This is a genomic window from Pseudomonas sp. LW8 (assembly GCF_041956865.1).
GTDB classification, from domain to species: Bacteria; Pseudomonadota; Gammaproteobacteria; order Pseudomonadales; family Pseudomonadaceae; genus Aquipseudomonas; species Aquipseudomonas siliginis.
On record NZ_CP168138.1, the window covers coordinates 2,980,559 to 2,993,434 of the forward strand.

Below are 12,876 nucleotides of genomic sequence, written 5' to 3' on the forward strand. Positions count from 1 at the left end.
CTTTTCCGCCGCTGCTGGCACCAACCGCGTTACAGGGCCGACAATGCCCGCAATCACATTCAAGCAAGGAGTCAGAGGTGGGTATGAAAATCAAGATGCTGGGCATTCCTGTAGCGGTCGCAGCCCTGTTGGCGCTGGGCGGCTGTTCGACCCAGACCGTGGTGACGTTGCAGAACGGCACCCAGTACCTGACCGAGGACATGCCAAAGACCGAGACCGAGGACGGTTTCTATGAGTTCGAGGATATTTCCGGCGCCAAGGTCAAGGTTCGCGCCGATGAAGTCGCGACCGTGCGCAAGGAAGACTGACTTGGCCTGAATGATCGTTCCCATGCGCAGCAAAGGAATGCCTCCACGGACGCTCCGCGTTCGGCTCTCGAGTGGGACTCAGAGCGTCCCGGGCTGCATTCCCACGCGGAGCGTGGGAACGATCACACACTGGATCTGCGTCGTTCACAAATCCCCTGTGGGAGCGAGCCTGCTCGCGAAGGGGCCGGCACAGGCCCCGCATCAACCTCAGGCGATAACCACCCCGTCGTCGCTCAAACTCCCCAGCGCCACCCCCACCAACGTCACCGAATCCCCACCAAATGTCAGCACGGTATCCTGCCCGACCGCCGACGCATGGGCGCGCAAATCATCCCCCGGCAACACACCCTGTACGCCGAGAAACACCAGTTTGTCATCGGCGGTATAGCCAACCACACGATCCTGGCCGAACGCGCCGTGGAACAGAAACGTATCCGCCCCGCCGCCCGATTCCAGCAGGTCATTGCCAGCGCCGCCGACAAACACATCATTGCCCGCGCCGCCGAGCAAATGATCATTGCCCTCCAGGCCAAACAGCCAATCGCCGCCGGTATGCGCCTTGAGCATGTCAGCAGCGGCCGTGCCTTTTACGCTCGATTCATAAACGGTGAGGTTGCTGCCGACTTTCAACCCCGTGGCCGTGACGCTGTGCAACACGTCGTCCTTGAACACGCCCCAGAGAAACCCCGGCTCTTTGCTGACAATGCTACCGATGTCGCGGGTAATGCTGATCCCGCCGTTGGCATCGCGGATGTACAGGTTGCCGGCACCGTCGTTGGCGAAATCAAAGTTCTTCACTGTTTGCTGCAAGTCGAGCGTGTTGTTGCCCTGCCCGCCCAGAATGACGTTGTTGCCGCCGTTGTCGCGGAAGCTGTCGTTGCCGGCGCCGCCCTCCAGATAGTCATTGCCGCTGCCGCCCTGGATCAGGTCGTTGCCGTCACTGCCAATAATGAACGTGCTGCCCTTGTGGGTTTCGGCGTTACGGTTGAGGTCCTGTACCCAAGTGTTTGCCCGCGCCGGGTCGGAGAGGTTGGCGACGATGATCGTCGAGTCGCGGCTGGTCAGGTCGTAGAACTTCGATTCCAGCACGCGGGTCATGCCGTCGCCGTAGCCAGTGGGCAGGTGCGAAATCCAGGTCGGGATATTCAGGATCGAATACGGCAGCACGTTCCAGGCGTTCGAGGCGTAGTGATCGTTGAAGCTGACGAGGTTGTCGGTGGTGGATGTGTGCGGCGCATCGTGCACACCCACCGAGGCACTGCTGAAGGTCGAACCGTCGAGGGCGCGAAACACCGGGTCGTTTTCGTAGCCGATATTCAGCACCTTGTCGCCGCTGCTCTGGGTCGGCGAGGCGTAGGCGATGTAGTTGGAATCGGCGAAGAAACCGCCCCACTTGCCAGCGCTCAAGTCAGCCATGCTGTTCACCGCCAGACCGCCCAGGCTGTGGCCGCTGACCAGCACGTCCTTGCCGCTGAGGCCGTTGGCCCGGGCGAATACGACAACATCGTTGAGCAGATTGCCGAAAGCTTCGCCGACGTAGTTTTTTGCGTAATCGGCCGGGCCGAACGCTGCGAGCAGATCGTTGATCACGTCGCCAATCGAATCACCAATGAGGATTTCGCGCGGGCCGCTGGTGCCGCGAAAGGCGATACCCAGTTCGGTGAGGTGACCCTGGACATCGTACTTGCCGAGGATTTCCACTTGCGCGCTGGTGTAGCCGGCCTTCTCGCCGAAGAACGTCCCACGTGCATCGGTCTTGCCGTCGTAGCCCAATTGCGCAGCGGTGATGGGCGTCCAGCCGGCCTTTTGCACGGCATCGAGGGCGAGTTTTTCCGAGTCGGGATTCCACGGGATACCGGGGATCACCCCTTGCGAATCGGTGCCGCCAATCAGTGCGGTGACCAGCGTTGCCGGCAGGCCCAGGCCGAAGCCGTTGTGCTGATAACCGGCGGCGAAGCCGTTATCGAGGTTGTGATAGGAATACAGCGTGATCGCCATGGCATCGCTGAACAGCGCCGCGGAATCGGCTGTGCCGAAGTTCTTGTAGTCGTATACACCCATTGCCATTGCCTCTCTTGTTGTTGGAATTGTCAGAGATAGCTCACAGCCAGAGCGCGGGGCTCTGGAGCATTCGTTACATCTTGCACATCCTCTGTAGGAGCTGCCGAAGGCTGCGTTCTTTTGGGACGCAGAGCGCCCCCGGCTGCATTCCCACACAGAGCGTGGGAACGTTCATGTGTACGCCGCACCTGTGGGAGCGAGCCTGCTCGCGAAGGCGGCAGCACATTCAACATCACAATCGCCTGACCCACCGTTTTCGCGAGCAAGCTCGCTCCCACAATGAGATCTCCTGCACCTTCGGAATCAGGCAAAGACGAAACTCGAATCCGTCAGGTCAGTCACGCCGACGCCAATCAGCGTCACGGCAAAATCGCCGACTTTCAGCACGGTATCAGCGCCGGACTGCGCGGCATGCTGCTTGTAGTCATAACCCTGTCCCGCGCCCGCGACGCCCATGAACAGCAGTTTGTCGCTGCCTTGATAACCATTGATCGCATCGAAACCGAACGCGCCGCTGAACAGGAAGGTGTTGCCGCCACCCACCGCCGTCATCACGTCGTTGCCGGCGCCACCCACGAAAGTCACCTGCGACTTGTCACTGATCAGTTGATCATCGCCACCAAGCCCGAACAGCCAGTCGCCATCGGCCGTGGCATGCAAGGCATTGCCGTAGCCATCACCGCTGAGCGAATGGTTGTACTGGGTCAGTTCGCTGCCGTTGCTCAGGCCCTTGGCGGTGACGCCCCAGGTGATTTCCTTGCTGCCCCACCACGAACCGGCCTCTTTACCGACCAGCGCGCCGATGTCGCGGGTCAGGCTGATGCCGCCGTAGGCGTCGCGCACGTACAGCGTGCCGTCGCCGTCGTTGGCGAAGCTGAAGTTCTGCAACGGTTTCTGCAGTTCGAAGGTGTTATGGCCCTGCCCGCCGAAAATGACGTTGTAGCCGCCGTCATCACGGAAACGATCGTCGCCGCCCAGCCCTTCAAGAAAGTCGTTACCCGCCCCGCCCTTGAGCCAGTCGCTGCTCTGCGTGCCGATGATGAAGGTGCTGCCGCTGTGCGGCTCGCCGCTGCGGCCCAGGTCCTCGACCCAGGTCTTGCTCCGCGATGCCTCTTCGAGATTGGCAACGATGATTGTCGAGTCGCGCTCGGTCAGGTTGTAGAACGCCGAATCGATCACCCGATTCAAGCCATCGGCGTAGCCTAGTGAACTGTGCGCCGACCAGTTCAGCGGGTTGGCGATGCTGAACGGCACCAGGTTCTGCGCCGTGGAAGCGTAGTTATCGGTGAAGTTGACGAGGTTGTCGGTGGTCGATTCGTGCGGCTTGTCGTGCTTGCCCATCGACGCCGTGCTGAACGTGGTGCCGTCGAGCACGCGAAATACCGGATCGTTTTCGAAACCGATGTTGAGCACCTGGGGGCCGGTGCTGCTCTGGGTCGGCGAGGCGAAGGCGATGTAATTGGCATCCTTGTAGAAGCCGCCCCAGTTGTCCGCGCTCAATTCAGCAACGCTATTAACCCCAAGCCCGCCGAGGCTGTGGCCGCTGATCAGCACATCGTTGGCGGCAATGCCGTTGGCGATCGCGAAATCGGCGACGGCGTTGAGCAGATTGTCGAACGCGTTTTTCGCGTAGTTGCTCGCGTAATCCGACGGCCCGACCGCGGCGAGCAGATTGTTTTTCAGATCACCGAAAGTGTCGCTGTAACCCAGCCCGCCGGTGCCGCGAAAGGCAATGCCAAGGCCGATCAACTTGCCAGCAGCGTCATACTTGCCGAGCACTTCGGCCTCGGCGCTGGTGAATCCGTCCTTTTCCCCGAAGAACGTGCCTTGCGCACCGACCTTGCCCTGATAGCCCAGCGCCGTCGCCGTGACCGGTGCCCACGCCGTGGCCGGCAACGGTTTGCCGGTGGGCGTGTAGGCATACAGCGTCAGCGCGATGGCATCGCTATAAAGCCCCTTGCCGTCGGCATTTTTGTAATCGAACAATCCCATGTGCAGCGCTCCCTTTTCTTGAAAAACCGGCAGCCCATCAAGCGCTGCCGGTTACGCCTCAGAACTGCCAGTCGAGGGTCAGACCGACGCCGTGATCCTTCTCGTTCGAGCCGATCAGGCCGTTGTAGTCGAGGTTGACCCGCACGTCGCGATTGAGCGCCAGCCCGGCGCGCACTCCGACCACGGCAGCGTCACGATCCATCGACACGCTCTGCACGGTGAACGCGCTATTGCCGTTGGCGAAGGCCAGATGGCTGTCGGCATCGACGCTGCTCAGGTTGTGCTGCCAGCCGAGACTGGCGCCCAGTTCCAACTGATGCTTGTCCGACACAGCGAAGCTGCGCTTGGCGCGCACGCCGAGGGTCGACAGCACCACGTCGCGGTTGTCTTCACCACCCTTGAGCGCGGCAGCGTCACCCTTCTCGGTGAAGCTGTCGGTGTTGAGGTGCACGTAGGACAGATTGGCGAACGGCTCCAGGTTCATCGGTTGCAGGCCCAGATCGTATGCGGCCTCGGTGAACACTTGCGCGGTGGTCACGTCACGTTTGATTTTCTGTTTGCCGCTGACGTCGCCGAACTGCAGATCACGTTTGACGTCGATGCGATGCCAGCTATAGGCGCCACCGACGGTCAGGCGCAACGCGTCGATTTCATGGCCCAGATACGCACCCAAGTGGTAGCTGTCGACCGACGCCGACGAATGCGTGCCGCTGCCCATGCTCAACGAACTGTCGCTGTAACCGGTGACGAAACCGAGACGGGTATCTTCAGCAATCAGACCGTCGACACCGGCCAGCAGCCCACCGATGGAGCTGTTGGAATCGGCATTGTCGTGTCCGCCGTCACTCTCGCCCCACGAGCCGAGGACCTTGACCCAGACGTTGCTGCGCTCATCAGTCGGCGCATCGGCGTTGAACAGATCACGCTCACGCAGGCGCTCGCCGACGGCTTCGCGCAGGTAGCGGCTGTCGTTGATCAGCAGCGTGCCGATGGCCGGGTGAATCTCGCCGGACAACTGTTGAAAGGCCTGCTGCGCCGACGCCGCGTTGGGCGACAGCAACAGGGTTTCGAACAGCGCATTGCCCGCCCCCAGACGTTCGGCAGCCGCACCAACGGCGCGCTGGTTCGGCGTCAGACCGACGCTGGCGAACGATGCCTCATTGCGTCCCACCGCCAGCTGAATGCCGCCCGCCGAGTAATCCAGGGTGCCGCCAAGGAAGGCGTAATTCGGCAAGACCTGACCGAAGCGCCCTTCAATGCCACCCGCCGCTTGCAGAATGTTGTAGCGGGTGCCGAGCAGGCTTTGCACTTCGCCGGTGCTGAGCAAGGTCGGGCTGTTTTCCAGCGACAGGCTCACCGTGGCGCCGTCGATGATGGCTTTGCCGCCCGCAACGATCTGATCGCTGCTGGTTGGCGACAGCTCTACGGCGTAGGTCGAACCCGGCGCGAAGGTCACGTCACCGGCGACGTTCAGGGTGCCGATGGAGTTGCCCGGCGCCACTGTACCGCCGCTGTTCACTGCCAGCGCGCCGATGCGGCCATTGCCGCCGAGGATGCCGCCATTGTTGACGGTGACCGCCGATTGCAGCGAACCGTTGATGGCCAGTCGACCCTGATTGACCAGAGTCGGACCGCTGTAAGTGTTATTGCCGGTCAGCACCAGGGTGCCGATGCCTTGCTTGGTCAGACCGCCATGGCCGCCGATGTCGTTGCGCCAGGTGTCGAGGCCGCACGTGATATCGCTGCACACGCGTTCGGTGGGTTTGCCCTGATCGATGATCGCGCCGATGCCCGGCAGATCGGCGACAAACTGGCCGGAACCGTAAGCGCCCTGCACGCGGAATTCCTCGGGAATGTCCTGCTCGGTCACGAACATCGCCGGGCCATCGATGGCCTTGCGCAGGTTGATCATGCCCCAACCGTACAAGGCGTCGATGCCCGGTGCGCCGAGGTCGGTCGCAGTGGTGCGCAACACGCTGGCGACCTGGTCGCCGCTCATGTATGGAAAGCGCTCCATCAGTACGGCAATGGAACCAGCGACATGCGGCGCCGCCATCGAGGTGCCGTTGTAATTGGCGTAGCTGGTGGTCAGGTTGCCGGCGTTGGTGCCTTCGATGATCGAGCTGTAGATCTTGGTGCCCGGCGCCGAGACGCAGTAACTCGCCGTATAGCCGCAGCGCGAGGAGAACGTGCTGATCACGTACGGATTGGCGCTGGCGGTGTCCGGGTTCTGCTGCAACGCGGCGACGGTGATCCAGTTCGGCGCGATGTCCGGGACGAAATAACCCAGGCCGGCAATGGCGTCGGGATTGTTCAGGTTGTAATCGTTGCCGGCGGCAAAAATGGTGACGATGCCGCTGCGAGCGGCGGCGATGGCGCCGTCGTAAGCGCCGCCGGGTTTGGTGCCGAGCAGCGTGCGGATTTCGTTGAATTGCAATTGCGCGTCGTTGACGGTGAAGTGCGGATACGCCGGATCGCGGCCGCCGAGGTCGAAGCGGTCGGTGATGCCGATGCCCCAGCTGTTGTTGATGATCCGCGCCCCGCTGGCGATCAGCGCATCCCAACCGGCCTTGTACACCGCGCCGTCGTTGCCGCGCACGATGCCGTCTTCCGGGCCTGGGTCGCCGTTATCGGCGCTGATGATCTGCGCACCGAATGCAACACCGTGCATCACCCCGCCGTCGCGACTGCCCGCCGCGATGCCGCCGACGTGCGTGCCATGGGCGCCGAGCTTGCCGTTGGAGCCGACCGAGGGTGAACCGTCATAGAGGAACGCATCGCCGGCCTTTACCGGGATGTAAGGGTCGGTGTATTCGCGAATGCCGCTGGTGACCAGGGTGACGACTTTGTTGCTGCCGGAGAACTCCGGATGTGCGGCGTAGACCGGCTGATCGAAGATGCCCAGCTTCACGCCTTTGCCGGTGTAGCCGGCGGCGTAGGCGTAATCCGCGCCGATCGCGCCCAAGCCCCAGTCAGCCTTGAATTCATTGCTGCGCCAGCTCGACGGATCGCCGCTGCGGCCGTTTTCCACGTAAGGCGCTGCCTGCGCCATCGCACTGGCACAGAGCATGGCGACTGTCAGGGTTTTCAGGGCAAAGCGGCCACCCGATTGCGCGGGGGTATTGTTGTTTTCCATCCACGACCTTCCTTAGTGATGTTGCGAAAAATCCGGTTGTTTCAATAGTTGTGGCGAGGGGATTCATCCCCGTTGGGTTGCGAAGCGACCCCCAGGAATTTTTCCAACCTACGTAAACACAGGTTTTGCGACTGCTGCGCAGTCGAGCGGGGATAAATCCCCTCGCCACGGTGACTCAAACACATGCAATCAGAACTGCCAGTTCAGACTCAGGCCAACGCCGTGCAGCTGCTCGCGGCTGGCCAGTTGGCCGTTGTAATCGAGGTTGACCCGCACGTCCTTGCTCAAGGCCAGACTGGCCTGCACGCCGACCAGTGCGGCATCGCGTACCAGCGCTGAGCTCTCCACGGAATACGGCGTGCCGCCGCTGGCAAAACGCAAATGCTGCTCCGATTCGATATCGCTGAGGCTGTGCTGCCAGCCGAGACGCGCGCTGACGTCCAGCGCTTGCTGGCTGGAAAGGTTGAAGGTTTTGCTCGCCCGCACGCCCAGAGTGCTCAGCACCACATCGCGCTGATCGCCCGAGCTTTTCAGCGCAGCGGCATCGCCCTTTTCGGTGAAGCCTTCGGTGTCCAGATGCAGGTAGGTCAGGTTGGCGAAAGGTTCCAGCGCCAGCGCTTGCAGTTGCAAGCGATACGCCGCTTCGCCGAAGACTTGGGTGGTGGTCGCGTCAACTTTGGCTTTCTGCTTGGCGCTGACCTCGTCGTATTGCAGATCGCGTTTCACATCGCCGCGATGCCAGCTGTAGGCCGCGCCAGTGCTCAAGCGCCAGGCGCCGAGATCGTGTGCGGCGTAAGTGCCGAGGTGATAGCTGTCGACTTTCGCCGAAGAATGCGTGCCCGAGCCCATGTTCAACGAGCTGTCGCTATAACCGGTGACCAGACCGATGCGGGTCTGCTCGTCCAGCGCGCCGTCGACCCCCGCCAGCAGGCCGCCGATCGAGGTGTTGTAGCCGGCCGTGTCGTGGCCCGAATCGGTACTGCCCCAGGCGCCGAGTGCTTTGATCCAGCCATTGCTGCGTGTCGCCGATTCATCGTGCAGCCGCTCGCCGACCGCATCACGCAACTGGCGGCTGTCGTTGATCAGCATTGTCCCCAGCGCTGGGTAAATCTCGCCGCTCAGTTGCTGGAAGGCTTGCTGGGCCGAGGCTTGAGTCGGTGCACGAAGCACACTTTCGTAAACCGAATTGCCGGCGCCCAGACCTTCAACTGCAGCGGCCACCGAACGCTGGTTCGGCGTTTGCCCGACGCTGGCGAAGCTTGTGGCATTGCGCTGGATATTCAGCTGGATGCCGCTTGCGGCGTAGTCAAGGGCGCCGCCGATGAACAGGTAGTTCGGCACTACTGCAGCGAACTGCCCCTGCACGCCGCCGGCCGCTTGCAGGATGTTGTACTGGCGACCGAGCAGGCTTTGCGCTTCGGCGCTGCTGAGCAAGGTCGGGCTGTTTTCCAGCGCCAGGCTGACGCTGGCGCCGCTGACGGTTGCCGTGCCACCGGCAACGATGCGGTCACTGCTTGTGGGCGATAGCTCGACGGCGTAAGTCGAGCCCGGGGCGAGTGTCACATCACCAGCGACGTTCAAGGTGCCGATGGAATTGCCCGGTGCGACCCGGCCGCCGCTGTTGGCGGTCAACGCGCCGATGCGTCCGGAGCCGCCGAGGGTGCCGCTGTCGTTGACGGTGACCGCTGAGGTCAGCGAACCGTTCACGGTCAGCAGACCGCCGTTGACGGTGGTCGGGCCGCGATAGGTGTTAGCGCCACTGAGCAGCAATTGCCCGGCGCCGGACTTGATCAGGCTGCCCTCATACACCCGGTTTGCCGCTGCCGCATCACGCAGCATGCCGATGGCGTAATCGGTCTGGTCCTGCTGACTGGCGCCGGCCGGGACACCGTTCTCCCAGCCTTTGTCCTGCAGGGTTTGCTGCCAGGCGCTGTGCTCGGCGAGGTCTTCGCGCTGGCGCTGGAGCAGCGCCTTGTCAGAGATGTCATTGCTCCAGACATCGCGCTGCCCTGCCCCCAGATTCGCGTCGAACGTACCGAGCAATTGCCCCGGCCCGCGCATCGCCCGATTGAGATTGGCGACGCCCCAACCGACGCGCTCGTTCGGTGCGTCGGTGACCGCGCCATCGAGCTGGGTGGCGGTGGTCAGCAGCACCTCGAGCGCCTGCTGATTGTTCATGTACGGATAACGTTCCATCACCAGCGCCAGGGCGCCGGTCGCGTGCGGCGCCGCCATCGAGGTACCGGACTTGATCGCATAACCGCCACCGGGAATGGTGCTGTCGATCTTCGCCCCCGGTGTGGTGATGCACCAGTATTTGGCGATGCCGCACTGGTTGTATTTCTGCTGATTGCTCTGATCGAGCCCGGACACCGCCAGCCAGTGACCTTCCAGATCCGGCTGAAAGTACGGCAGCGCCGAACGTACGCTGGCATTCGGGTAGCCGCTGTTGCCGGCGCTGAAGACATTGATCACGCCGCGCCGGGAAACATCGGCAGCGGCGTCGAGCCAAGTGCCCTTGTTCCAGTGTTGCGCGTAGGCGGCGTGCAGATCCGCGAGAGTGCGGTAACTGACATCCGGCGGCTGACTGCCCCAACTGTTGTTGATCGCCCGCACCCCGGCATTGGCGAGGCTGTCGTAGACCGCTTTGAAATAACGCGGATCAGGGCTGGGGCCGAAGAGGAAACTGTCGTTCTTGTTGGTGTTGCCGACGTAGATTTGCGCGTTGTACGCCACCCCGTGCATGCCGCTGCCATCACGGGCGGCGCCCATGGTGCCGACCACGTGGGTGCCGTGGGAATCGTTGTTGGGGTTGAGCGTGCCGTCGACGTTGAACGCGGAGCCATCGACGTAGCTGCCGCTGGCGGTTACCGGGTGATAACGGTCGGCGGAGAATTCGGGGTGGGCGGCATCGAAACCGGAATCGAGCGCGCCGATTTTCACGCCCTTGCCGGTGATGCCGGCTGCGTAGGCCTGATCGGCCTGCATGCGTTCCAGGCCCCAGTCGCGCAAGAACTCGGCGCTGCGCCAACTGGCCGGATTGCCGGGCTGGCCGGGTTCCAGGTATTGCGCCTGCGTTGCGGAGGTCACCAGCAATAGCGTGCCGAGCGAAATCGGTTTGATGCGTACGTCCATGGTCATCATTCTCGTTTTTGTTGTTTTGTTCAGGGCTGATAGCGATGTCGCCCGTTCCCCTCACCCCAGCCCTCTCCCCGAGGAGAGGGAGCCGATTTGTGTTGATGTCAAAACCTGCGGCCTGCTCGGTCGCTCAAGTCGATGCAGCTATCGCAGGCCACTCGGTCCGTCCCCTCTCCCTCTGGGAGGGTCAGGGTGAGGGCTGTTGCGCGACCACAAATGCTTCGTCCACCCGCACCAGATCCTGCTCATTAACGTCTCGGTGCAAAGCCTCAGATCCTGCGGTGTCGCCCGTTTCCCTCACCCCAGCCCTCTCCCAAAGGGAGAGGGAGCCGACCGTGTTGTCTTCAGTTATTCAGCGACCTGGAAAACCAGTCGATTACGGATTCAGCACAGCTCGTTCAAATCGGTGCATCTCGCCAATCTCCCCGGATCGGTCCCCTCACCCCAGCCCTCTCCCAAAGGGGGAGGGAGCCGACCGTGTTGTCTTCAGTTATTCAGCGACCTGGAAAACCAGTCGATTACGGATTCAGCACAGCTCGTTCAAGTCGGTGCATCTCGCCAATCTCCCCGGATCGGTCCCCTCTCCCCCTGGGAGAGGGTTAGGGTGAGGGCTGTTGCGCGACCATAAATGCTTCGTCCACCCGCACCAGATCCTGCTCATTAACGTCTCGGTGCAAAGCCTCAGATCCTGCGGTGTCGCCCGTTCCCTTCACCCCAGCCCTCTCCCAAAGGGAGAGGGAGCCGACCGTGTTGTGTTCAGTTATTCAGCGACCTGGAAAACCAGTCGATTACGGATTCAGCACAGCTCGTTCAAGTCGATGCATCTCGCCAATCTCCCCGGATCGGTCCCCTCTCCCTCTGGGAGAGGGTTAGGGTGAGGGCTGTTGCGCGACCACAAATGCTTCGTCCACCCGCGCCAGATCCTGTTCGTTCAAAGTCCCGGCGTAGTAATGCAATTTGGTCCAGGCCATCAGGTAGTCGTAGCGTGCCTGGGCCAAATCCCGGCGGGTGGTGAACAGTTGCTGCTCGGCGTTCAACGCATCGAGATTGGTACGTTCGCCGCCCAGAATGCTTTGTCGGGTCGAGACCACCAGTGCTTCCGCCGACTTCAAAGCCTTCTGATAAGCACGCAATTTGCTCACTCCGGACAGGCACGCGCTGAACTGTCGGCGCAGTTCGATCAGGGTTTCGCGGGTTTTGCCATCCAGCTCGTACTCGGCCTGTTCCATGGTGCGGCTGGCCTGCCGTGTGGAGGCCGACACCCCGCCGCCGGCATACAGCGGCAGGCTGACTTCCAGGCCGATGGTGTTGGTTTCGTAGCGCTGGTTATAGGTGTTGCCGCTTTCCGACTCGTTGTCGCGCATCGAGGCATAGGCGCTTACTTTCGGCAGATGCCCGGCGCGGTTGCGCTCAACTTCGTAGCGCGCCACTTCCACGGCCTGACGCTGCGAAGCGAGGTTCGGGTTGTTGCTGATCGCCAGTTCATGCCAAGTGTCGAAATTGGCCGGTTGCAGCGTGAAGGTCTGGAATTGCTGACCAAGCGGCGCCAGGTCGCCGATGTCCACTGCCGGCACGCCCACCAGCGCACCCAGCTCACGCAAGGCGGCATCCTGCTCGTTGCGCGCTTCGATTTCCTCGGCAGTCGCCAGCTCATAGCGTGACTCGGCTTCAAGAATATCGGTGCGCGTGCCCTCGCCCTGCTTGAACATGTGTTCGTTCTGCTGGAACTGCTGCTCGTAGGCCTTCTTCTTCGCCTGGGCGATGTCGATCTGGTCCTGGGCGAACAAGGCTTTGGTGTAGTTATCCAGCACTCGCACCAACAGTTCCTGACTCTTGCCGCGAAAGGCTTCGTCGGCAAATAACGACTGCGCCACGCCTTTGCGATACGCCGCGTAAGCTTCGTAATCAAGCAGCGGTTGCTGCACCGTCAGCGCCGAGCCGTAACTGTTGTAGTTGCGCTCATCGGTGCGGTTGCGCGCGCGATCATCCAGAGACGTAGCCTTGGACGAGTTGCGGCCCGTGTTGTAGGTGTAGCCGATCCGTGGCAGCAACCCGGCGCGGCCAATCGCGCGGTTTTCCAGGCCTGCATCGCGCTCCTTGATTGCACCGAGAAACACCGGATCGTTGCGCAATGCCTGCTCGTAGATCTCAAACGGCCCCATGGCCGCGATTGCCGAGTGACTCGCGAGCAGCGTCATTGCGGCCCCCAGCATGCAAAGCTTTTTCATACAGCCGAACATC

The 12,876-nt window shown here is 62.1% G+C and carries 6 protein-coding genes; 1 reads left to right on the forward strand and 5 read right to left on the reverse strand.

Annotated elements, in window-relative coordinates; all coding sequences use genetic code 11:
* Positions 1-83 precede the first annotated feature (83 nt).
* The gene (locus AB9L16_RS13565; RefSeq protein ID WP_016774830.1) at positions 84-308 is read left to right on the forward strand and encodes a YgdI/YgdR family lipoprotein; all 225 of its coding nucleotides are present in this window, start codon (positions 84-86) and stop codon (positions 306-308) included.
* Between the two features lie 207 nt (positions 309-515).
* Here the strand turns inward: AB9L16_RS13565 and AB9L16_RS13570 are convergent, their stop codons facing one another.
* The 5 genes from AB9L16_RS13570 to AB9L16_RS13590 all read right to left on the reverse strand — a co-directional run bounded on the left by AB9L16_RS13570 (position 516) and on the right by AB9L16_RS13590 (position 12,875).
* The gene (locus AB9L16_RS13570; protein WP_375123770.1) at positions 516-2,369 is read right to left on the reverse strand and encodes a polyurethanase; all 1,854 of its coding nucleotides are present in this window, start codon (positions 2,367-2,369) and stop codon (positions 516-518) included.
* A 303-nt stretch (positions 2,370-2,672) separates the two neighbouring features.
* A complete protein-coding gene (locus tag AB9L16_RS13575; protein WP_375122226.1) occupies positions 2,673-4,361 on the reverse strand; it encodes a polyurethanase in 1,689 nt (562 codons plus the stop codon).
* A gap of 58 nt (positions 4,362-4,419) precedes the next feature.
* Positions 4,420-7,497 carry an autotransporter domain-containing protein gene (locus AB9L16_RS13580; RefSeq protein ID WP_375122227.1) on the reverse strand — a complete coding sequence of 1,026 codons (3,078 nt, stop codon included), beginning with the start codon at positions 7,495-7,497 and terminating at the stop codon, positions 4,420-4,422.
* 189 nt (positions 7,498-7,686) lie between these two features.
* Positions 7,687-10,632: an autotransporter domain-containing protein gene (locus AB9L16_RS13585; protein WP_375122228.1), complete on the reverse strand. Its 2,946-nt coding sequence runs from the start codon at positions 10,630-10,632 to the stop codon at positions 7,687-7,689.
* Between the two features lie 872 nt (positions 10,633-11,504).
* Entirely contained in the window at positions 11,505-12,875 is a 1,371-nt protein-coding gene (locus AB9L16_RS13590; protein ID WP_375122229.1) for a TolC family outer membrane protein, read from the reverse strand.
* Between the last annotated feature and the right edge of the window lies 1 nt (position 12,876).

What these genes read in the sequence shown, in the direction of transcription:
- AB9L16_RS13565 (WP_016774830.1), top strand. Translation starts at nt 84, where the DNA reads ATGAAAATCAAGATGCTGGGCATTCCTGTAGCGGTCGCAGCCCTGTTG.
- AB9L16_RS13570 (WP_375123770.1), bottom strand. Translation starts at nt 2,369, where the DNA reads ATGGGTGTATACGACTACAAGAACTTCGGCACAGCCGATTCCGCGGCG.
- AB9L16_RS13575 (WP_375122226.1), bottom strand. Translation starts at nt 4,361, where the DNA reads ATGGGATTGTTCGATTACAAAAATGCCGACGGCAAGGGGCTTTATAGC.
- AB9L16_RS13580 (WP_375122227.1), bottom strand. Translation starts at nt 7,497, where the DNA reads ATGGAAAACAACAATACCCCCGCGCAATCGGGTGGCCGCTTTGCCCTG.
- AB9L16_RS13585 (WP_375122228.1), bottom strand. Translation starts at nt 10,632, where the DNA reads ATGGACGTACGCATCAAACCGATTTCGCTCGGCACGCTATTGCTGGTG.
- AB9L16_RS13590 (WP_375122229.1), bottom strand. Translation starts at nt 12,875, where the DNA reads ATGTTCGGCTGTATGAAAAAGCTTTGCATGCTGGGGGCCGCAATGACG.